The organism is Bacillus sp. AFS031507 (assembly GCF_002584635.1).
In the GTDB taxonomy this organism is placed as follows: domain Bacteria; phylum Bacillota; class Bacilli; order Bacillales; family Cytobacillaceae; genus Neobacillus.
In genome coordinates, this window is sequence record NZ_NUOW01000011.1 from 130,231 (window position 1) to 151,521 (window position 21,291).

The 21,291-nt window shown below is 39.4% G+C and carries 22 protein-coding genes; 5 read left to right on the forward strand and 17 right to left on the reverse strand.

Annotation, left to right across the window (positions count from 1 at the left end; translation table 11 throughout):
* Window positions 1-14: 14 nt before the first annotated feature.
* From COE25_RS11135 to COE25_RS11145, 3 genes are read right to left on the reverse strand one after another with little or no spacing between them, the layout of a single operon-like run.
* Window positions 15-845, reverse strand: a complete 831-nt coding sequence (locus COE25_RS11135) for a carbohydrate ABC transporter permease (RefSeq protein WP_088089797.1) — start codon at window positions 843-845, stop codon at window positions 15-17.
* Window positions 832-1,710: a carbohydrate ABC transporter permease gene (locus tag COE25_RS11140; RefSeq protein WP_088089798.1), complete on the reverse strand. Its 879-nt coding sequence runs from the start codon at window positions 1,708-1,710 to the stop codon at window positions 832-834. Before COE25_RS11140 ends, COE25_RS11135 begins: the two co-directional genes overlap by 14 nt.
* A complete protein-coding gene (locus tag COE25_RS11145; protein WP_098932731.1) occupies window positions 1,710-3,026 on the reverse strand; it encodes an extracellular solute-binding protein in 1,317 nt (438 codons plus the stop codon). The genes COE25_RS11140 and COE25_RS11145 overlap by 1 nt, the downstream gene beginning before the upstream one ends.
* 457 nt (window positions 3,027-3,483) lie before the next feature.
* Between COE25_RS11145 and COE25_RS11150 the strand changes: the two genes are divergently transcribed.
* The 3 genes from COE25_RS11150 to COE25_RS11160 are packed head-to-tail and all read left to right on the forward strand — an operon-like array spanning window position 3,484 to window position 5,960.
* The gene (locus tag COE25_RS11150) at window positions 3,484-4,509 is read left to right on the forward strand and encodes a LacI family DNA-binding transcriptional regulator (protein WP_098932693.1); all 1,026 of its coding nucleotides are present in this window, start codon (window positions 3,484-3,486) and stop codon (window positions 4,507-4,509) included.
* 5 nt (window positions 4,510-4,514) lie between these two features.
* The gene (locus COE25_RS11155; RefSeq protein ID WP_098932694.1) at window positions 4,515-5,027 is read left to right on the forward strand and encodes an AAA family ATPase; all 513 of its coding nucleotides are present in this window, start codon (window positions 4,515-4,517) and stop codon (window positions 5,025-5,027) included.
* Between the two features lie 27 nt (window positions 5,028-5,054).
* Window positions 5,055-5,960, forward strand: coding sequence for an aminoglycoside phosphotransferase family protein (locus tag COE25_RS11160; protein ID WP_098932695.1), 906 nt, complete (start codon window positions 5,055-5,057; stop codon window positions 5,958-5,960).
* A gap of 168 nt (window positions 5,961-6,128) precedes the next feature.
* Here COE25_RS11160 and COE25_RS11165 read toward each other — a convergent pair whose 3' ends face one another.
* Window positions 6,129-6,911, reverse strand: a complete 783-nt coding sequence (locus COE25_RS11165) for a phytanoyl-CoA dioxygenase family protein (RefSeq protein ID WP_098932696.1) — start codon at window positions 6,909-6,911, stop codon at window positions 6,129-6,131.
* 118 nt (window positions 6,912-7,029) lie between these two features.
* Here COE25_RS11165 and COE25_RS11170 point away from each other — a divergent pair, with 118 nt between their 5' ends.
* On the forward strand, window positions 7,030-7,923 hold the full coding sequence (locus COE25_RS11170) for a helix-turn-helix domain-containing protein (RefSeq protein WP_098932697.1): 894 nt from the start codon (window positions 7,030-7,032) through the stop codon (window positions 7,921-7,923).
* 346 nt (window positions 7,924-8,269) lie between these two features.
* Complete coding sequence (locus tag COE25_RS11175) at window positions 8,270-8,449, forward strand: YczF family membrane protein (protein WP_483861192.1); 180 nt, start codon at window positions 8,270-8,272, stop codon at window positions 8,447-8,449.
* 4 nt (window positions 8,450-8,453) lie between these two features.
* Here the strand turns inward: COE25_RS11175 and COE25_RS11180 are convergent, their stop codons facing one another.
* From COE25_RS11180 to COE25_RS11240, 13 genes are all read right to left on the reverse strand, one after another.
* Window positions 8,454-8,987 carry a GerAB/ArcD/ProY family transporter gene (locus COE25_RS11180; protein WP_098932699.1) on the reverse strand — a complete coding sequence of 178 codons (534 nt, stop codon included), beginning with the start codon at window positions 8,985-8,987 and terminating at the stop codon, window positions 8,454-8,456.
* A 327-nt stretch (window positions 8,988-9,314) separates the two neighbouring features.
* Entirely contained in the window at window positions 9,315-9,560 is a 246-nt protein-coding gene (locus COE25_RS11185) for a substrate-binding domain-containing protein (RefSeq protein WP_098932700.1), read from the reverse strand.
* Window positions 9,487-9,678 carry a helix-turn-helix domain-containing protein gene (locus tag COE25_RS11190; protein ID WP_257208778.1) on the reverse strand — a complete coding sequence of 64 codons (192 nt, stop codon included), beginning with the start codon at window positions 9,676-9,678 and terminating at the stop codon, window positions 9,487-9,489. The genes COE25_RS11185 and COE25_RS11190 overlap by 74 nt, the downstream gene beginning before the upstream one ends.
* A 184-nt stretch (window positions 9,679-9,862) precedes the next feature.
* Window positions 9,863-10,864, reverse strand: a complete 1,002-nt coding sequence (locus COE25_RS11195) for an ABC transporter permease (RefSeq protein ID WP_098932701.1) — start codon at window positions 10,862-10,864, stop codon at window positions 9,863-9,865.
* Window positions 10,865-12,361, reverse strand: a complete 1,497-nt coding sequence (locus COE25_RS11200) for a sugar ABC transporter ATP-binding protein (RefSeq protein WP_098932702.1) — start codon at window positions 12,359-12,361, stop codon at window positions 10,865-10,867. It abuts the gene before it with no gap.
* Between the two features lie 67 nt (window positions 12,362-12,428).
* On the reverse strand, window positions 12,429-13,541 hold the full coding sequence (locus COE25_RS11205) for a substrate-binding domain-containing protein (RefSeq protein ID WP_098932703.1): 1,113 nt from the start codon (window positions 13,539-13,541) through the stop codon (window positions 12,429-12,431).
* Between the two features lie 167 nt (window positions 13,542-13,708).
* On the reverse strand, window positions 13,709-15,184 hold the full coding sequence (locus tag COE25_RS11210) for a sugar ABC transporter ATP-binding protein (protein WP_098932704.1): 1,476 nt from the start codon (window positions 15,182-15,184) through the stop codon (window positions 13,709-13,711).
* Window positions 15,185-15,323: 139 nt separating this feature from the next.
* Window positions 15,324-16,133 (reverse strand): AraC family transcriptional regulator, encoded by an 810-nt coding sequence (locus COE25_RS11215; protein ID WP_098932705.1) that lies wholly within the window; start codon window positions 16,131-16,133, stop codon window positions 15,324-15,326.
* 135 nt (window positions 16,134-16,268) lie between these two features.
* Window positions 16,269-17,120, reverse strand: coding sequence for a sugar phosphate isomerase/epimerase family protein (locus tag COE25_RS11220; protein ID WP_098932706.1), 852 nt, complete (start codon window positions 17,118-17,120; stop codon window positions 16,269-16,271).
* A 30-nt stretch (window positions 17,121-17,150) separates the two neighbouring features.
* On the reverse strand, window positions 17,151-18,185 hold the full coding sequence (locus COE25_RS11225) for a zinc-dependent alcohol dehydrogenase family protein (RefSeq protein ID WP_257208774.1): 1,035 nt from the start codon (window positions 18,183-18,185) through the stop codon (window positions 17,151-17,153).
* 74 nt (window positions 18,186-18,259) lie between these two features.
* Complete coding sequence (locus COE25_RS11230; protein WP_098932707.1) at window positions 18,260-19,231, reverse strand: sugar phosphate isomerase/epimerase family protein; 972 nt, start codon at window positions 19,229-19,231, stop codon at window positions 18,260-18,262.
* Window positions 19,228-20,406, reverse strand: a complete 1,179-nt coding sequence (locus COE25_RS11235; RefSeq protein WP_098932708.1) for a Gfo/Idh/MocA family protein — start codon at window positions 20,404-20,406, stop codon at window positions 19,228-19,230. Before COE25_RS11235 ends, COE25_RS11230 begins: the two co-directional genes overlap by 4 nt.
* A 27-nt stretch (window positions 20,407-20,433) precedes the next feature.
* On the reverse strand, window positions 20,434-21,261 hold the full coding sequence (locus COE25_RS11240; protein WP_098932709.1) for an adenine nucleotide alpha hydrolase family protein: 828 nt from the start codon (window positions 21,259-21,261) through the stop codon (window positions 20,434-20,436).
* Window positions 21,262-21,291: the final 30 nt, after the last annotated feature.

Here is a 21,291-nt window from a genome sequence, read left to right on the forward strand (position 1 = left end):
GAACTCCAATTCTATTACTTAAGTGTAAATTGCATACCTTCTTGGAACTTTTTCGCGAACAGCAAGAAAATAATAATGATCGGAAGTGTTAACAACACAGATGCTGCGTACATCGGGCCTGGATACCCGCCGTACGGACCGAACATTTGCGATAAAAGGACGTTTAGCGTGAGCATATTATCGCTCTTCGCCACTAACATATCCCATAACAACTCAGTCCATCTTTCCATAAACAAGAATAAGAAGATAACAGTCGTAATCGATTTCGACATTGGCAGCACGACTTTAAACATGATTTGCAATTCACTCGCACCATCTAATTTCGCCGCTTCAATAAATGTATCTGGTATCGCCTTAAAGAAGTTCGTATACATAAACACTGCCCACAAACTCATAGCTTTCGGCAAAATCATTCCCCAATAAGAGTCATACATTCCGAGTCGTTGAATCACAAGGAACGTCGGAATTAACAAAATAATCGCTGGGAAAAACATTTGAAATAAAATAACGTTATTAACTGTGTCTCTTCCTTTAAAGGGCATTTTCGCTAATGCATAAGCAACCATTACCCCAGTTACCATCATTAAAAAGGTTGAAGCACCTGATACAATAAAACTGTTAATAAACGCATTAAGCCATGGCCTCGGGATGACCGCTTCTCCTCCACCGAGCAGCCATTGATACGATTTCAAGCTGTACTCTGTTGGAATTAGCTTCTTATCTACTTGGTCCCAATCAGCAAAAGAATTTAGTACCATATAAATATACGGAAAGATCATAATCAGTAAGAGAACAACGGCAATTAGGTAACGAAACCATAATCCATTTTTCTTAGCTCCACCCATTTCGTTTCCCCCACATTTCTAAGAGTTTTCGAATGATTAAAATTGAAACAAACGTTACTACCGAAGCGATAATTGCAATCGCTGAAGCATAGCCTGCTTGAAGATTTGAGAACGCTCTTGTAAAAATCTCCATTTGCCATGTATTGGTTGCAAAATTTGGTCCACCGCCTGTTAATTGGTAAACCTCTGTGAAAATACCAAACGTAACACCGATTGATAAAATTAATACGGTGAATAAAGCAGGGTAAAGGAGCGGGAAAGTAATTTTCCAGAAACGCTGCCAAGGAGTTACCCCATCAATCATCGCCGCTTCGTATACTTCCTTACTAATGCTCTCAAAACCTGACGTTAAAATAAGGGCGTAGTACCCGGTGAATTTCCAAGCGATAATCATTGCAACTACAAAGAGTGCTGCAAACGGACTTCCAAGCCAATTAATATCTAATCCAAGGGAGTCTCGCAAGAATTCATTTACCGGACTGTTGTACGATAAAATCCCTTTAACGATAAATGATGATACAACCCCAGATGCTAAATAAGGCAGGAAAAAACCAATTAAAAATAGCCCTTTAAATTTAGGTAATCCTTGAACGATTAAGGCCACGATAATCGAAGATGCAACAACTAATGGTACAAATAAAGCCATAAATTTAAAGCTTACAAAAAATGCACTTTGGACACCCGGGCTCTTAAAGGCCTCCATGTAATTTTCCAATCCAACAAAACTAAAAGTTGGTGCAATTAAATTCCAATCGGTAAAGGATAAAAACAGTGACCACCCCAGTGGGATTAGAAAGAAAACGACCGCATATATAAGATAAGGACTGGCAAATAGCCAGCCCATCCTTCCTTGCTTAGTGCTCATTATTTAAGAGCCCCCTCAATTGCTTCTTGCATGTCCTTCCAGGCAGTTTTCGGATCTTTCTCACCTTTGACCACTGGATTAAAAGCATGTTGACCAATTAATGTTTGGATATCATTGTATTTCGCATTATCCATTGGAGGGACACCATTTGGAACGGCAGCTGCATATGGTTGTAATGCTGGGTTTTTGTCAAAGAACGCTTTAAACGCATCATTTGATGTTAAATCATCACGAGCAGGTGGTAAGCTTGTCTTTTCAAGCCATTTCGCATCATTTTTAGGGTTCGAATATACCCACTTAATGAATTCCATCGCTGCTTTTTGTTCTTCTTTTGTTGCAGAAGCGTAAACAACTAGACCTTTTGTATCAGCAAACGTTTTAACATTGGCAGTATCCATACCATCTGGTACAGGTGGTGCTGCTAAAGTATAAGTTTCGTTGAATTTCATATCCGGGAATTTTTCTGCCCAATAAGGAATAGTCCAAGGACCAACATCGACGAAGATTCCTAAACCACTTTCAAACGGATCTTTTGACTGTCTTGTTAATAATGCATCTGCTTTACGTAGACCATCCATTAAGCCAAGTACCTGTTCGCCAGCTTTTTTATCAGCAGTGAATTTCGTTCCTTCAACAAACTTGTTACCGTTTGATGCAGCATCATACAACATGAAGAAGTCGAACCATCTTTTCCAAGCTGTTGGGTCGGCAAGGTCTGCTTTTGCCCATAGATATTTCTTTGGATATTTTTCCTTTAATTTCTTCGCCACATCTAACATTTCGCTATATGTTTTTGGCGGCTCGTTATAGCCAAGTTCTTTTAAAATGTCCAATCTCCAACCAAATAACATCGCATTGGAGTAAATTGGTAATACGTATTGGTGGCCGTCAGCGAATTCCCAGCTCTTCATCGTATTTTCCATGTTACGGTTTTTCTTAACTTCGTCCCATCCATCTAACTCATCTAATGGAACAAGTGCTTTACTGTCAGATAATTGGGCGGCAAAACCACGATTAATATTTTCAGACATAGTCGGTGCACTTTTACCAGCGATTGCAGATTGAATACTTGCTTCAGATGTTGGGCTTTCCTTCATCGGACTAACATTAACTTTGATTTTAGGATTTTCCTTTGTAAACTCTGCTGCTACTTCCTTCCAATACACTTGTTGTGTTGGGTTTGGCGCAGCCCAGAATTCGATCGTCGTTACTCCATCTTTTTTTCCTGTTTCTTGCTCTTTGTTACCTGTAGAGCAGGCAGCAAGACCAGAAACAGTAAGAGAAGCTGCAAATAAGATTGATGCTACTTTTTTCATTTTCATCTTCTATTCCTCCAATGACTACTATCTAATCCAATCTCTTATAAAAGTAGTAATGCCCTAACCAATTAGTAAACTATACAAATTATTACGTTGGTTCCAATGGCGTCATTTCCTCATCTGACAGCGCTACCAATATCTTTCAAAAAAAAGTATACTATTTGTAATCCAAGTCAAAAATTATGGTATTAACCGAAACCCCTCATTTCTCAACATATAATTACAAAACAAGAAAATAATTATTCAGTAATGTTATTAATCACCTTACAAGTGCAATTATTACACCTTATTTTTATAATGTCAACTATTAATCATTAGATTATAAAGTTAAAAGCGAATAACTAACAATAGTTGTCATATGCACAACTATTGTAATTTTCCATTTGTAACGTTACAATGTAATTACAAAAATTATAATTAATTATTATGATATACATTAAGGGAGAACAAAGAAATGGAAAAAAAAGTGACCATGCAGGATATAGCGGATCGGTTAAACATCTCGAAAAACTCCGTTTCCCAAGCATTATCTGGAAAGCCGGGAGTTAGCGAAGAAACCCGAAGGCTTGTACAAAATACTGCGGATGAACTAGGTTATTCCTATTCTAATAGTAGGAATCAAAATCAAGTTGAAAAAAAGACACTAAAAAACATCGCTCTAATTGCTTCTGATTATGCTTTTTCCCTCAAAAGCTTTTTTGGTGAAATTTACTTAAGTATTGAAAAAGAACTGCGAGCACGTGGGATGAATTTATTTATTGAACCAATTGATAGCATTTCAATCGATAATTTAACGCTTCCTTCTTTATTTACAAATCATGAAATTGATGGAGTTATAATCTTATCTCATATTAGTACAGACTACACCGCGAAAATTATTAGTACTGGTATCCCTACGGTTTTAATAGATCATCACGAACCTTCCTTACAGTCCGATTCGATTCTGACAAACAATCGCTTTGGAGCATTTACGGCTGTCGAGCATCTCATTCAACTTGGACATCAGGACATAGCCTTTGTCGGTGACGTTGATATTTCTCCAAGCTATCAAGAGAGATTAGAAGGATACTTACTTGCTTTAAGAAGATATAGGATACAACCTAAGGAAGTATTCATGTTTACAAACGCACAGGAAAATTTAAATGAAATCAATTTATTCATCGATAACCTTGTTGACCAGCCTTCCGCATGGTTTTGCGTGAACGATGGCCACGGATTTCTAGTGACATCCGTTTTACATCAAAGAGGCTTCAAGGTACCTGAAGATGTCTCTGTATGCAGTTTTGACAATGGACAATTATCACAAATTGCCACTCCTGGGATTACGACAATGGATATCGATTTAAATTATTATGGTAAAAAGGCAGTCGAACGGCTTTGTTGGAGAATGGAAAACAAAGATGAACCGATCCAGGAGATCCTGTTACCTACCAAATTAATCATAAGAGAGTCCACTGCTCAGAAAAAACAGTCGGAGTGATTCACATGAAAACCATTTATATTATTTCTGGACCTTGCGGAGTGGGTAAATCCACTCTTGCAAAAGAACTAGCAAGAACAGTAAAGAAAAGTGCCCTTATTAAAGGCGATGACTTCCTCTCTATGTATGAGGAAGACTCAGCACCGCCTTGGGAAGAAAATTTAGCAATCATGTGGAAAAATATGCTTTCAGTAACGCAAACATTGATTCAACATGATTACAACGTGATTATCGATATAGTAGTGGAAGATGAATTAGAATGGTTCTGTAAGCATTTTGCTTATCTGAATCTGAAAATTAAGTATGTAGTTTTGCGAGCTGATGAGGACATTTTAATAGAACGTTTGAATAAGCGTGGTGATCAATTTTTATTTGACCGCTCCTTATTTTTGCTAAATCAACTTGAGAATTCACCAGCAAATAAGATACATCTTTACGACACCACTCATAAAAACCCGGCTGAAATATTAAAGGATATTATGAATTCTTCTGATTTTGATTTAGATATTTCAAAATAGTATAGCATTTTCAATAGGAGGTCCTTCATGACCAATTCAAATAGTGCACCAGAAATCAACCTATCTCTCGTGAAACGGTTGATTTCCGGACAATTTCCGCAATGGACAGACCTTTTCCTTGAGCCGTTCAACTCCTCCGGGACGGAAAATGCCATCTATCGACTCGGTGAGGATATGTTCGTACGATTACCCCGTGGTGATTGGGCCATCCAGCAGGTGGAGAAGGAGCAACGGTGGCTGCCGTTCCTTGCTCCGCACCTGCCGCTTACCATCCCTGAACCGCTCGCGTTTGGGTTACCCGCCGAGGGTTACCCTTGGCACTGGTCTGTATATCGATGGATCAAGGGTGAAAACGCAATTATGGGGCATATTGACAATCCATACCAAGCGGCGACTGAACTGGCTCAATTCGTTACCGCCCTGCAGCGGATCAATCCCGAAGGCGGTCCGCCCCCAGGGCATCACAACTTTGGACGCGGCCTGCCACTGGCAATGCGAGACGACGGTGTCCGCGAAGCAATGGCAAATCTGCACAACACGATTGATACCGATGCAGCAACCCTAGCGTGGGAAGCAGCTCTCCAGACACCAGTGTGGGACGGACCGCCCGTCTGGATCCATGGAGATCTTCTTGCCGGGAATCTGCTTGTCGAACAAGGGCGACTCAGTGCCGTCATTGATTTCGGGGGCCTTGGTGTGGGAGATCCCGCAAATGACTGGATGTTCGCGTGGAATTTGCTTTCCGTCGAAAGCCGGGAAATGTTGCGTGCAGCGCATTCAGTTGATGACGCAACCTGGGCACGAGGGCGCGGCTGGGCATTGTCAGTAGGACTGACTGCCCTTCCTTACTACCAAAGCAGCAACCCCGTGTTCGCCGGTGTCGCCCGCCGCTTAATTGATGAAGTTCTCGCCGATTACAAGAAAGGCTTATGATTTGAAGTTACTTTACTGAAAAGTTTTTGCTTTTTATAAAAGACAATAATGGGGATTCACGGTAATCAGACAAGATTACCGTGAATCCCCAAAAATTCCGCTTCTAGTCATATTTTTCCAAAAAATTAAACATTCAATTATGATTCAAGCTCTTCTTGTGTAGGAGACTCAAAATACTACTTTTGAGGCAAAATCAGCGTGATAATCACGAAACGTCGGATTTTCTCCACAGACCATTAATCCTTGCCCCCAGTTCACGTGTACATCTGCAGTCGGTTTATCCGACGGATCACGATATTGGAATAATACGTTTCTACGCGGCCGGTCACTTCGATTACTACCTGAACCATGTATTGTTAGATAATTAAAAAACAGAACATCGCCTGCTTCGGCAGGGCACGGAGTCCCTATGTAAATTGGATATTCCTTATGATTTAAGTAGTGACGCCCTACATGAGAGATGGGACCTTGTTTATGAGATTCTGGGATGACCCTCAGGCATCCGTTTTCCAAGTCTGCATCATCAAGATGAACACTAGCCGCTAACATGGTATGACTTTCATGTGGAAAATACGGATGATCCTGATGCATTGGAAAAGCTGCTCCCTTTTCAGGTGGTTTAACCAGCATTTTGGAGTGATGTAATTGCACATTCGGTCCGATCAGCTTTTGCAATATAGACACCATATTGGGATGGATAACGGCCCTAGAGAAAGATGCGTCATGATAATGAACGTCATGAAACCCTTTTAAAACAAGTTTTTTTAACTCGTTTGGCGGGATGTACTCCCCTTGCCATGCATGATTTCGATCATGTTTTGTATTTGCTGCACGTTGAATAATACCTTCGACCGCATTTTTCATTCGTTCTACTTCCTCTTTAGTAAAAACCCCTTTAACAAGCAAGTATCCATTTTCTTTGTAAAAATCAGCATCCTTTGAAGTAATCATGATATTTCCTCCTTTAAGATTGATAGTTTACTTGTTATAATTTTAAAAAATTAATGAATTTCAGTCTTTATCGGAATAGGCTACTTTTTTGTCTTTTGAAGACATCGGAGGGATATTTTTGGTCGTCCAATCAAGTAAAGTCAGTGAAGGAATTTTGAATCAATATGCAATGTGGACGTTTGGAGAAGAAATTTCCTTTAAGGTGCATTATTGGGGCGTTAACCCGGGGCATTTTAACAATCCGGTACATAGGCATTCATTTTTTGAGGTGTGTTATGTACTAAGCGGGGACGGACTTTATAAGGACTTGGATGAACAATATACGTTAAAGAAAGGGACAGTATTTTTATCCCGTCCGAACATTCAACACCAAATTTTAAGCGAAACAGGACTTTTTCTTGTATTTGTTGCTTTCGAGATTTTACATGAAAAATCAAAGGATGATGCCATTAGGATGTTTAATCTACTGGCGAAAACAAATAAGATTTGTATCAGTGCTGCTGATGATTCCCCAACTGCCTTAATATGGAGGGCATTGGTAGATTGTTCGTCAAACGGTGGTGCCAACGATTTAAACTTCATTACTAGTATGGCACACACGCTCATACTGTCCTTTAGCACTATGTTTTCCGAAACAAATCAGAGAAGTTCCAGTCAAGAAAAAATGTTTTCGAATAGTTCTCCCACCCATTTATATCAAGCAAAGCTGTTCATTCGTGATAATTTATCAGAACCATTGAAGCTAGAAGATGTCGCCAACTATCTTCACATTTCTAGTCGTCATTTATCAAGGCTCTTTTCCAATGAACTGAGTGAAAGTTTCTCCAATTATATTCGCAAGGAAAGGGTAAGAGAGGCGGCTCGCCTGCTTGAAATGACAAGCATTCCTATTAAAGAGATAGCCGATGTTACCGGCTTTGGCTCAGTGCATTACTTTACACGCGTATTTACTACGATGATGAATGTTTCACCTGCTAAGTATCGCAATGATTATGTGAAAAAGAAAATATAGTCTAATAAAAATAAGCCCACTAATCAAGTGGGTTTAAAAAGCAAATTCCAACTATTCTCTATTTTACTCCGTTTTATTTACCAGATTCAAACAATACCAATAAGTCAAACAATTGCCTTGCGTTAATTTTTACTTTTTCCATCCTTTAATCTATCACCCTTCTGTTAGGGGTTAACGCTTATGATACTCCTCGGAAAAATCAAATCTTTCCTGAATTACTTTCTTATAAACAGGGGAAAATATCAGGTAATTATCATGAATAAGATATACAGGAGATGCTTCTTGCATGAAAATATTGGTTCTTTTTTTCTTGGTCTTTTTCTTAAGTACGGCTATTGCAATCATGATGGATTTGATGATGGGAATGAGTCTTATTATGTCTATAACAAATTTGAAGAACCCGTTTTGGGTTATGACCCTTCCGGAATACGTTATCTTGTTCATAATGCTATCAATAATGTTTATTCCATCCATGTTTTCTTTCTTTAAACAAAGGAAACAAACACAAACGCGTGAAAATTCTTAGCTGATTATTTATGGTCCCCAGATATATTGGAACGATAAAGGCCCAATCGTTTACGAAGCAGATGGACCACTAGAAGAAGTAAGGGAATGACAGCAGAAAAAAGGGGCAAGAGAAACTTCAGAACAAGTTTCCCCTCTTCAAATTGTTCCAACAAATTACTAGCTATCATCATTGTGAGAAAAAGAACAATAATTCCAAAAGGGATTATCAGCTTTTGTTTGGTCTGTATCTTGAATAAATCCGATGCCACAATTACGGCGGCATAACAATAGATGCATACCTTGAAAAAATCACCAATAATTAAAGCGAGAATGGCAATCGCGTCTACTCGCTGCAGGAAATCTGCTATGTTCACATAAATCATCGTGGAATACAAAGGAAAAGTGGCCCGGCTATATATTTTTGCCCCTAGAACAGAGATTTCAATTGCATGCGTTATACTTAATACGATGGCGCTGAACATTAAGGCCTTCACACCTGTCTTCCTTCCCGCTTGGAGTTTATTTAGATAGGGAAAAATCGTGGTAAAACAAATCATTGATCATGATGGTGTAATCTTGGCTTTAAATAAGGTTTTTAACCTTCAAAGTCAGTTTATATCTTAGTTCTTTTTCTAGAAGGATTTTCACACTACAAATAATTTACATTTCAAAAAGCCGGTTCCGGAGAAATTGAGATAAAAGAGACAAGGAAAAGCACCCACTGTATCGTATTAGATAACTAAACGATAATGGTGGTGTTTTTTTGTTTATTAAAATATAAGAATTTCACAAATTTTTGATATCAAACACCCGATTCCAGATTAAAACCCAAAGATGATATACAAGTGCTTTTGGAATACAAAAAGCGCCTATCTAATGAAATACTAAATAGGTGTCTTAACAGGTTGAAGGAGGATTGGATCTGCTGGTGCAGGTTTGCCATTTAAAGCGTCAACATCAAGTTCAACTGCTTTAGCTCCCATCGCAATCGGATCTTGTTGGATTGTACCATCAATGTTACCTTGGCGAATTTGTTCAAGAGCTTCGGGAGTACCATCAACGCCAACGATAAATACTCTGAAGGGTTTTGTTTCTATATTTCTTAAACAATTTTCCAAAATAATTAACATTGCAACATCCTATTTTTTCAGCTATTAAAGTGAGAGCCATATCCGTATTTAAAAGTAATTTTTCAGCTTCTTCTATTCGATACATATTCACTACATCGATAAACGTTCTTCCGGTGATTTTCTTAAATGTTTTACAGAAATGATGGGAACTGGTAAAAGAGGCTCTAGAAACTGAGCCCCTTTATTTCACTTCTGGTTGTTATTTAGTAATGGCCTGAAATGGATTCAGGTGTTTTCTTGATAGTAACCCCTCTGTACCTCCGCCTACCACAACAAGCCGTTTTTTCCAAGTTTTTTAACTTTTAAGCTTCTTCTCTGCGAACCCAGATATCTAAGATAACCGCCAAGCCAATGATGGCACCTTTAATCATTAATTGATAGGCATAGGTCATACCTAATAGAGTTAATCCATTACTTAGTACGCCGATGATAAGCGCACCGCCAATCGTACCAAGAACAGTACCTTGACCGCCGCTAAACTTTGTTCCTCCCAGAACAACTGCGGCAATCGCATCCAGTTCCCAGCCTGTACCGGAATCAGGAAGACCTGCTGATAGACGCCCGGATAACACAACCCCGCTAAACGCTGAAAGAAAGCCGCAAATAACGAAAACCATAATTTTCACTCTGCCTACATTCACTCCGGCTAAGGATGCTGCAATCGGACCGCCGCCCGTAGCGTAGATATGTCTTCCAAAAACAGTTCTGTTCAGAGTAAAGTGGGCCATAATTAAAATCGCAGCGAGATAAATCAGGACAATGGGAATCGGTCCAATATTCATGGTTGTTAAATCTACATAAGTAGATGAGTCAATCGTGATTGGTGCTGAACCAGGACTTGAAGCGAGTGACAGCCCCCTTAATACGGACATGGTCACTAATGTAGCTAAAAAGGCTGTAACCCGAACCTTTACGACCATCATTCCATTAAATAACCCTATTAAGGCACCTAATACGAGAGATAAACATATTACTAGAATCGGATTCATGCCTTTTTGAATCGTGATGGCAGCGAACATTCCCGTAATTCCGATAATGGATCCTACTGATAAATCAATTTCACCGGCAATGATGACATACGTCATTCCAAAAGCCACAATTGCAATCATCGCCATTTGGCGAATAATATTCATAAAATTGCTAAAGGTTAAAAAATAGGGTGAAAGATAGCTAAACACAACCGCTAGTATGACAAGCCCTATAAAAATGATGGCCTGTGATGAGGTTAAGATTTTCCCTATCTGTAAATTCTTTTTATGATTCGGTTTTGAATTGATTACTTGTCTTTCCACTCCTAAACTCATTTAAACACCCCCAGTGGCAAAATATAAAATGCTTTTATCCGTAATCTCTGAACCTGCCAATTCCTTCTTAACCTTTCCGTCATAGAGAACGATTGTACGATCTGCCAGCGACACTAATTCAGGTAATTCGGAAGAAACCACGATAATGGACATCCCTTGTTCTGTCAATTGGCGAAATAACATTTGCAGTTCTGTTTTAGCGACTATATCAATTCCTTGAGTCGGTTCATCAAGCAATAGAATTTTTGGATTCAGGTTTAAACATCTGGAAATGACAACTTTTTGTGCATTTCCACCGCTTAGCTTCCCAACTTTCTTCTTTGGATCACCTGGACGGATGTTTAAATGGTCAATATTTTCTTTGGCAATCCTGTCCTCTTCCCTAGATTTAATAAGGCCTTTGGGGAATAACTGAGGCAGATTCGTTAAAGTAACATTTTCTTTTATTGACATACCAGGGATGATTCCTTCATTCCTACGATCTTCAGGGACCATAATAATCCCTAATCGAATGGCATCATGAATAGATTTTATCTTTACAACTTCACCATTTAATTGGATTGTTCCTGAGATTATTGGATCAATTCCTGAGATAGCCCTTAGAATCTCCGTCCTGCCACTTCCAAGTAACCCTGAAATCCCTAAGATTTCACCTTCAAAAAGTTCAAAACTGAGATTGCTGAATTTTTGTCCTGTCAGATTCTTTACCTGTAAAAGAGGACTAGCTTTTTTACCCGTCTTTTTCCTTTTTACGGATGAATCGTACAACAACTCATTATCGCCAATCATCATATTAATAATTTGTTTCGTGTTTGCCTCTTGTGTTTGAAGTGTTTCAATTTTTTTGCCATCTCTTAGTACGGTGATCCGATTGGAGATTTCAAAGATTTCATCCATACGATGCGATACATAAATAATGGCTGTACCTCTAGAGGTTAACGTCCGAATAATTTCAAAAAGCTTTTCCTGTTCATCCTGCGTTAACGCTGTGGTTGGTTCATCCATGACAATGATTTTGGCATCACTGGAGATGGCTCTGGCAATCTCGATTAACTGCCTCTCCCCCATACTTAAATCTTTTACAATCTGGGATGGGGATAAATTCATTCCCAGACTTTCAAGAAGCGTTTGTGCCTCTTTTTCCATTTGTTTATCATCTAACCGGATACCCTTTTTCTTTTCTCTGGACAGAAATATATTTCCGGCAACAGTCAGATTCGGCAATACACTTAACTCTTGAAAAATCATGGCAATTCCCTGTTCCTGCGATGAACTTCTTGAGTTAATTTGTACTTGTTTCCCATCTATCAGAATACTGCCATTTTCAGGTCGATACACTCCGGCAAGAATCTTCATTAAGGTTGTTTTTCCAGCCCCATTCCCACCCAGCAAAGCGTGAACTTCTCCTTTTCTCAAGTCAAAGTCTACGTTATCGACAGCCTTAAAACCCGAAAAAACTTTCGTTATTTGTTTCATTTCAAGGACATTACTAACCAAGATTACCCCCCCTAGAAATGTTTCTGGGTTAAATAGAATCTAACCCAGAAACAAAAGTTTTAACCAATTAATTGGCTAAAGTCTTTTGAAATACAGTCTTATATTGTTCTTTAACGTTATCTGGTGAAGTAGCTAATGTCGGCACTGTTACATATTTAGGAACTTCGCCGCCTGCAAGTTTTTTCAACACGGCTAAAGTCTTATATTTTCCTTCTGCATACAAGTCTTGAGAAGAAGTGAAAACAACGATTTTATTTCCTTTTGCCATACCTTGCGCTAAATGGTCACTTAAGTCATGCGTTACAACAAATACATCATCACGTCCAGATGTTCTTACCGCTGCTTCCATTCCTAATGCCGGTGTTTCATAAACGCCAAATCCTCCGACTACATCCGGGTGTGCAGTTAAGATATTTTCAAATTCTTGCTGAGCCTGGTCTGCTGTATCCGCCTGACCCCTGGCAACAATTTTATATCCTTCTTCACGAACGGCATCTTCGAACCCTCTTACTCGTTGTTCACACGTTAGAATATATGCTCTTAAGCCCATCGTAGCTAAAGATTTACTTTTAATTCCTTCTTCCTTCAGCTTTTTCACTAAAGCTTTTCCTGATGCAAATCCGCCGCCATATCCATCTGGATCTACTAAACTAGTAAAATCACCTTGGTTTGGAGGCCCGCCGCCAAGGACAACCGGAATGTTTGCCTCATTTAACTTCTTGACCGCAGGTCCAAATGCGGCTGTATCTACCCCAATCGCTACAACGCCATTTACCTTTTGAAGAATTAAGGACTCTACGTCACTCAATTGTTTATTTAGGTTTCTTTGTGCATCGGTTTGAACATACTTTCCGCCAAAAGATTCAACTGTCTCTTTAATCGCCTGGCCAATAACCTTCTCTGACGCGATGTCACCAAAGTGTACAGAATAGCCAATAAATGGTTTCATCGCTTTAATTTTTTCAATTTCCTGTGGTGTTAATTCCAAAGTTTCTACACTGGCTGGTTTTCCTAACGCACTTTCTTCCTTTAAAGGCGGCAGCGCCGCTAACCCATTAGCAGCTTCCTTTTGAGATGCCTGAGTTTCTTTCGCTGTTTCTTGTGTTGCTCCGCAACCTGCCAACAAACCTAACGTCAGCAGTGAACTACCTAAAATGGACGCAAATTTTTTTGTTTTCATCGTTTTCTCTTACCCCCCTGATATTAAATGATCGTTTGTACACTTTTTATAGTACACGTATAATAAATGATTAAAAATTAATAAAATTGCGAATAGTAATACATATTATTGTTAACGCTTACAAAAAATAAAAAATAGCCTCTCCTTTACGTGGAAAGACTTAAAAGTTATTGAATAGCGATTCTCCTGATTCTTTCTTCAGATGCTTCGGTATGATGAATTTCGTCTACTATTTGCCCATCACGCAAAACTAAGATTCTATTGCACAAGCCGATTAGTTCGCTAATGTCAGAGGAAATAACCATGATCCCCTTCCCTTTCTGCGCAAGATCATGAATGGCTAAATATAATTCACATCTTGATCCGATATCAATCCCTCTAGTCGGTTCATTTATTAATAGTAATTCACTGTCCGCGACCAGCCATTTCCCTAGTATAACTTTTTGCTGATTTCCCCCGCTCAAATACTTAATTTGATCATGGATATGTTTTAATTTGATATCCAGTTCCATTACTTTTTCTAACGCCGTGTCCTGCTCTTCATTCAGCTGAATAACCTGCCATTTATTGAATTTATCCAAACTGGATATCGTAAGATTTTGCGATATATCCATATTCGTCAAAAGGCCCTCTTCTAGACGATTTTCGCTAACGTATCCAATATGCTTATTTACAGCCTCGTAGGGATGCTCTAGTTTAATTTCTTTACCTCGCCAATAAATATGGCCTGAATCTTTTGTCACTTGCCCTATGATGATTTTAGATAACTCAGTTCGGCCTGATCTTGATAAGCCTGCTATTCCAAGTATTTCGCCTTCATATAAAGAGAAGTTCATATTTTTTAATAAAGGTGCTCGCGACAAATTTTCAACTCGCAGCATCTCTTCCCCTCGATGATCTGAAATAGGCGGGAAATAATGACGAATATCCTTTCCAATCATTTGTTTTACCATTTCACGTTTATTTACAGTGTTGATATCATTCGTACTGATATGTCGGCCATCTCTTAAAATAGTCACCCGATCACTGATTTTGATAACTTCATCCAGATAATGGGAAATAAAGATAATTCCTATTCCTTGCTTTTTAAATTCCCTGATTAGTGTATACAAACGATTCCGTTCTACCTCATTTAAGTTTGCCGTTGGTTCGTCCATTATTAAAACTTTTGACTTTTTACTAAGAGCTCTAGCAATGGAAACGATATATCGTTCACCAGGATCTATTGAAGAAACAAGCGTATTGGGATTCATTGGACACCCAAGGAGTTCTAATACGCGCCTTGCTTCATTCTTCATCTTTAAAAAATTCGGAATGAACCCTAAGAGCTTAGGATAATTACCTAAAAAGATATTTTCGGCAATGCTCATACTTCGAACTAACATTGGTTCCTGGTAAATAGTTGAAATTCCTAGTTTTTGAGCTTCTTGAGTGGATGAAATTTTAACTTTTTCATGATTTATATAAATTTCTCCCTCATCGGAGGTATAAATGCCGGCAATCATTTTAATTAAGGTGCTTTTTCCTGCTCCATTTTCCCCGATAATGGCATGGACTTCACCTGATTTTAATTCAAAGTCTATTTCCTCTAAAACTTTCGTACAAAAAAAAGATTTATGAATATTTTTTAATTCTAGAAGCATAAATTCACCTACCAACGAAGATACATATTAATTACCAAAAGTTTACACGATGCAATAACAAAATATAATTAAAAATATTGCGGAAAAAACTACAGATTTTTGCCTTGAGCATCACTATATTCAAATCACAACTATTTATCTATACTTTAATCTTTCTATATTTTCCCGGCGGGCTCCCTGTGATTTTTTTAAAAAGCAGATTGAAATAATTAGCATTTTCATAGCCTATTAATGATGCTATTTCTCTCACAGAAAGGTTGGAATGCTCTAGTAACCTTTTTGCTTCTTCTATACGGCACTGAATCATGTACTGAATTGGCGGCAACCCTACCTCTTCTTTAAAAACATGAGCTAAATGGTAAGGACTTACATAAACGAGGTTAGCTAATTCGTTTAAAGTCAGCTCTTGCCGAAAATTTTCTTCTATATATTTTTTTACTTTCAGACAAAAGGAAGAGTGGGAAGGATGATTGACATTTTTCAAAAGACGACTAACTTTTATAATCACTGTTCGTAATATTGAGGATATGATATCTTGATATCCGGCACGTTTCGTATCATATTCACTTAATATAACATTTAAATAATGTTGAATCTCCCTTTTTTCTTCCATCAGAGGAATAATCGGAGGATCCGTGGAATCTATCAAAAAACCTTTCTGGTTTCCATTGATATGGAGACTGGAAAAACAGATAGAAATCCCTTTAAGGGGCTTGTCTATACTAGATTTCCCCTCAACATGACTTAATGGATTTAAAATAATAAGGTCTCCTTCTTTTCCGACTAAAAGTTTATCTTCAAATTTAAAATCTCCACGCCCATTTTCTATAAAAATAATCTCTGTATAGTCAGCGTCGGTATGTTTTTTAATCCACATTGGATTTTTTGGTTTGATTTCTGATGCAGTTATAAATCGAGGAGTATCTAATAAAATGGAGGATTTTTGCACGGGATTGCCCCCTTATCGTAACAAATAAAAGAAGTAAAGAAACGCATTTTTGGGAAGCATCAACGGGGCGGTTCCTGGGAAACTTATTTTGTCTGGGACTGCCCCGTAATCATTTTGTACCTTAACATGTAAGGATTATTTGTACTCCCAACCAATTTCTTTTAGTTTTTCTTTCAAGTAAGCAATGGATGTTTTCGCATACCAATCCGGCTCGGACTGTCTGGCATGGAATCCAACCTCCATGGATAGATATCCGTCATAGTTGTTATCCTTTAATGCTCTTAGAACCGCTTCGAAATCACAGCGTCCTTGGCCAGGAGGAAGGCGGTCATTGTCAGAGATGTGAACATGGTGAAGCTTGTCCTTCATTCGGTATACATAGTCGCTGGCAACCTCATTGCGGTATAAAGCATGGAACGTGTCAAACATAACCTTTACATTATCCATACCGGATTGCTCTGCTAAAAGAAGAGCATCGTCAGCCGTTTCAATTAAATTGCTGTCCGCCGGAGTTGGTTCGACAACTAGAGTCACTCCAAGATCCTTTGCATATTTTGCTACTTCAATGAGCCCTTCTAAGCTATTGTTCCATGCCTCCTGCTGTGAAGTTCCAAAAACAACCCAGCCTGCAATCCACATGACCGTCGGACATTCCCATTCATGCGCTAAACGGACTACTTCTTTATAATGATTAATGGTAAATTCTCTTTCTTCTTTTAAAGGAGAGCTTGGGTTCATCCCTGGGCCGCCGCCTGGTGCCGGGAGCATCGATGAAACCTTCAAATTCTTTTCATTTAATAATTTTTTGATTTCTTGTCTTCTTTCAGGCGATAAATAGTCCGGCCATGCATGTGGAGCAGCACAGCCAATTTCAATGGCATCATAACCAAATGAAGAGAGACGGTTAATAACTTCCTCTAGAGGATAAGAAGAAAGCCAATTTGGAAAACTACTATAAACCCATGTATTAAATGAAATACCTTTCATCACGAACAGCTCCTTTTATTTAAAATAAGTTTATTCCCAAACAAACACTGCTTTTTCTGTCTTTCTTTCATCAAACATACGGAATGCTGTATCAGCTTCTTCTAGTTTAAATTGGTGTGTCACTAATTTTTCAACAGGCAGATTTTTTCTCACAATGAATTCAGCAATTTCGTCAAATTCTTGAATTGGGAAGTACCAAGAACCCATCACCGTAATTTGTTTACGAATTAACTGCTGACTAGGCTTGATATTTGTTTCTTTACTTTCGCCAATAAACGCCACGCGCCCGTGCGCTCTGACACAATCTAGTGCATCATTTTCACCATAAGGGCTTCCAGAACAATCAATCGCTGCGTCTGCGCCGGCACCCTTGGTAATTCGGGCGATTTCTTCTTGGACATTCATCGTTTTACCGTTGATGGTGTAATCTGCCCCCAATTCCTTCGCAAGCTCCAAGCGCTCATCAAGCATATCAACAGCGATAACCGTTGCTCCTAATCCTTTGGCAATCATCACACCTGCGCCGCCCATTGGACCCATTCCAAAAATAACAAGGTAGTCTCTACCGGAAATTCCCATTCTCTTTTGCGCATGATATAGAGTTCCTACTGCGTCTGTTGAAACCGCTGCCGTTACGAAGCTCATGCTATCAGGGAGTCTCATGCAGTTTTCTGCTGGAACAACCATGTACTCAGCGTCACCGCCATGGGAATCAAAGCCAATGCACTTAAATTCTTTACAGAACATTTTGTAGCCGCTCTTACAATGAGCACATTCACCGCATCCTAGTGCTAAGTAAACGGCAACACGGTCGCCCGGCTTGAAATTTGATACACCATTACCAACTTCTGTTATTACCCCTGCCGGCTCATGGCCTGGAACCGTACAACCGCATTTTGTTCCTTCAAAAACAGAAGTACCATAGTATAAGCTCATATCACTGCGGCAAATAGCGGATGCTTTTAATTGAACCAATACTTCTCCTTGGCCAGGAGTTGGAATGTCGATCTGCCGAATTTCCACCTTTTTGTCTCCCGGAAAAAATACGGCATTCATTGTTGTCATTGTACTGCCTCCAAAAAGTTAATTTTTTCTTAAATTTTAATTCCTCACTCAGGGCCCTTATCAGCGCTTGTAGCTTAAGCCCACCACATCTCAGTCAGTTGCTCCTTAAACATAGCTCCTTTTAGAAGGGAAATTGCCTTGCTTAACCCCTCATCCGTAGACGCAAGCATATCCTCATGTTCAATGGAAATGATATAATCGTATCCGACAGCACGCAAGGTACTGACAATATCTTTCCAGAACTTTTCATCAGAACCATAACCGACTGATCTAAAAGTCCATGAGCGGTCTAATATTTCGGAATAATGCTTTGTATCTAAAACACCATTTACACGAATATTGGCACGATCTAAATACGTGTCCTTTGCGTGGAAATGGAAGATTGCATTCTCGCGGCCAAGCTTTTTGATTGCTTCAACTGGATCGATTCCCTGCCAAACAAGGTGGCTTGGATCAAAATTCGCACCGATGTTTTCTCCAGCATGTTCCCTCAACTTCAATAATGTTTCAGGATTATAAACCACAAATCCCGGATGCATTTCAAGGGCAATTTGGTTAATGCCATGATTTTTAGCGAATTGTGCTTCCTCTTTCCAATACGGAATGACCACATCGTTCCACTGCCAGTTCAACACATCCAAATATTCTGGCGGCCAGGAACAAGTGACCCAGTTCGGATTTTTAGCTTCTGCATGATCACCAGGGCATCCGGAAAAACCATTCACAACCGGCACACCCAGCCGCTCCGCTAACAAAACAGTTTTTCTCCAAACCTCATGGGAATCCTTCGCAAACTTTTTATCCGGATGCAGCGGATTTCCGTGGCAGCTTAGACCGCTGATCGTTAACCCTCTGCTTTCAATCTCGCGCAGGAAGGAGCTTGCTTTCTCGGGAGATTCAAGTAATTCATCCGGATTACAGTGATGGTTCCCGGGATAATTTCCTGTCCCCAATTCCACTGCTTCGACACCCATCCGTACTAATTTATCGAGCATTTCCTCAAAAGGCAGATTCTGATATAAAGGATTAAATACACCTAGTTTCATGCCAGAACCCCCTTGCCAGTCTGAACCTTGACCCATTTCTGCTGCTGATGGCTTTCCAAAATCGCATCGGTAATGCACATGGAAATATGTCCATCTTTAAATGTTGCAAAATAAGGCTTGTCTGTTTTCAGGCTCTTGCCATCGCGAACAAACGAATAGAAGTTTAACATCATATTTTTCAAAGCATCCGGCCAGCCTTCATTATGGCCGCCAGGGTGGTGGATGGAGGACCTTGCTTCAGCAGCAAACAATGCAGGATCGGCTAACAAAAGTTCATTTGCTTTATCCCGATGTCCGATCCATAGCTTTTCTTGCTCCTCTTGGTTCCAGAATGTAGAGCTCTTACTTCCGTTAATTTCAAAACTTAGTCTATTTTTCCGTCCAGCACTTACTTGAGATACCGTAAAGACTCCTCTTGAGCCGTCTTCAAAGCGAACAAGAACGGAAGCATAGTCTTCAGTATTAATTGGAACCTCTTCATATTCTTGTTCATCTATATTCTGAGCGCTAAACGTAGCAATCACATTTTTCGCTTTCTTTCTTACCGGAATCACCGTAGCTAAATCCGCAAACACCTCGACAATCCGCTTTCTTGTTACAAACTGGACCGTATCACACCAGTGTGAACCAATATCTGCCACCGCACGTGATTTCCCGCCCACTTCAGGAGCGAGGCGCCAGTTGAAATCAGTTTCATACATTAGCCAATCCTGCAGATAGCTTCCATGAACCAGATTCACTTTTCCTAGATCACCATTAGCGACCATTGCCTGTAAATTTTGCACGCTTGCATGCTGTCTGTAATTAAAGTTCACTCCATGGACGACTCCATGTTTTTCTGCTAACTCCAGCAATTCTGCTGATTCTTCACTGTTCATCGCCAGTGGTTTTTCGGAGATGACATGCTTACCTGCTAAAATAATCTCTTTATTAATTCCAAAGTGAAGGTGATTCGGGGTGCAGTTGTGCACAACTTGAATTTCACTGTCCTTCAGCATATCCCGGTAATCACCATATGCTCTCGGAATTCCTAGCTCGGCTGCTTTTTTTTCAGCAGCTTCTTGATTTGTTTCCGCAAGCCCCACTACTTCAACAAATCCAAGTCTTCTGATCGCTTCAATATGTGTTGGGCCAATAAAACCCGTTCCAATGATCCCAACCTTTATTTTTTTCATACCGATTCACTCCTTTTCTATGAGAATTTATTTTTTTATTACCTCTTCTTTTTTTAGAAAATGAATAAATTGTTGAGCCACATCCTTTGGCTCCCCTTCCAAACGGTTGGCCGATCGTTCTTTAACGCCACCTGTAAGGATTTGTTTCAATCTTTTATGTGCACTGATATTGTTGTCGGGCATAAAGATTTTTTTAGGTCTAGGACTTGGCGTTTGCAGCGTCATTCGATCCGATTTCATTTGAGTCGTCAGCACAAGTTCTTTTACCTTTATTTTTGCTGCCTGAAGAACATGGGGAAGGGATTGTTCCTCATCATGTTCCATTGTCTGATCACACATTATCAATGCAGGTAGTTGAAACGTTAGTTTTTGCCTTTTTCCGGCGCCAAGGGTTCGAGTGGCAACATATTTATCATTTGTAACACTCTCAAGTCCGAGTAATGAATTAATCAATGTCACCCCGATTAAATTGGAAAGAGCAGCCCCAACACCATTTGCTCCGGCTCCCTGTTGGCCGCTCATGATCATATCATATTTCTGCTCAACAAGGATTTCGCTTACCGCTTTTGTCATTTCGAAAAGATTTTGTCCCTCATTGATCCGAATTAACTCTGCTTCATCCGCTCCTAAAGCTAGTAAACTGCGAAGCAAATATCGATTTTTTCCGAAATAATAGACATGAATATTCGTATTCGGAATTTTAGCTTTCAGTCTTGCCGCTTCCTTCATCGCAGCAGAATCGGATCCATCTATGAATAAAGTCGTATTCAAATCACTTAATCCTTTATGATTTTGCGCAAACATCGGAGTTCCAACTGGAGCTAGTTTCTCTGTAACCAGTACTGCAATTTTCAATCCTTCTCCTCCTCTCCAAATCGAATCGTT

Excerpts from the sequence above, each read along its gene's own strand:
- COE25_RS11220 (WP_098932706.1), bottom strand. The coding sequence starts at position 17,120 with ATGAAAGGTATTTCATTTAATACATGGGTTTATAGTAGTTTTCCAAAT.
- COE25_RS11150 (WP_098932693.1), top strand. The coding sequence starts at position 3,484 with ATGGAAAAAAAAGTGACCATGCAGGATATAGCGGATCGGTTAAACATC.
- COE25_RS11135 (WP_088089797.1), bottom strand. The coding sequence starts at position 845 with ATGGGTGGAGCTAAGAAAAATGGATTATGGTTTCGTTACCTAATTGCC.
- COE25_RS11145 (WP_098932731.1), bottom strand. The coding sequence starts at position 3,026 with ATGAAAAAAGTAGCATCAATCTTATTTGCAGCTTCTCTTACTGTTTCT.
- COE25_RS11165 (WP_098932696.1), bottom strand. The coding sequence starts at position 6,911 with ATGATTACTTCAAAGGATGCTGATTTTTACAAAGAAAATGGATACTTG.
- COE25_RS11205 (WP_098932703.1), bottom strand. The coding sequence starts at position 13,541 with ATGAAAACAAAAAAATTTGCGTCCATTTTAGGTAGTTCACTGCTGACG.
- COE25_RS11230 (WP_098932707.1), bottom strand. The coding sequence starts at position 19,231 with ATGAAACTAGGTGTATTTAATCCTTTATATCAGAATCTGCCTTTTGAG.
- COE25_RS11185 (WP_098932700.1), bottom strand. The coding sequence starts at position 9,560 with ATGTTAATTATTTTGGAAAATTGTTTAAGAAATATAGAAACAAAACCC.
- COE25_RS11180 (WP_098932699.1), bottom strand. The coding sequence starts at position 8,987 with ATGATTTGTTTTACCACGATTTTTCCCTATCTAAATAAACTCCAAGCG.
- COE25_RS11225 (WP_257208774.1), bottom strand. The coding sequence starts at position 18,185 with ATGACAACAATGAATGCCGTATTTTTTCCGGGAGACAAAAAGGTGGAA.
- COE25_RS11160 (WP_098932695.1), top strand. The coding sequence starts at position 5,055 with ATGACCAATTCAAATAGTGCACCAGAAATCAACCTATCTCTCGTGAAA.
- COE25_RS11140 (WP_088089798.1), bottom strand. The coding sequence starts at position 1,710 with ATGAGCACTAAGCAAGGAAGGATGGGCTGGCTATTTGCCAGTCCTTAT.
- COE25_RS11235 (WP_098932708.1), bottom strand. The coding sequence starts at position 20,406 with ATGAAAAAAATAAAGGTTGGGATCATTGGAACGGGTTTTATTGGCCCA.
- COE25_RS11210 (WP_098932704.1), bottom strand. The coding sequence starts at position 15,184 with ATGCTTCTAGAATTAAAAAATATTCATAAATCTTTTTTTTGTACGAAA.
- COE25_RS11175 (WP_483861192.1), top strand. The coding sequence starts at position 8,270 with ATGGATTTGATGATGGGAATGAGTCTTATTATGTCTATAACAAATTTG.
- COE25_RS11195 (WP_098932701.1), bottom strand. The coding sequence starts at position 10,864 with ATGAGTTTAGGAGTGGAAAGACAAGTAATCAATTCAAAACCGAATCAT.
- COE25_RS11155 (WP_098932694.1), top strand. The coding sequence starts at position 4,515 with ATGAAAACCATTTATATTATTTCTGGACCTTGCGGAGTGGGTAAATCC.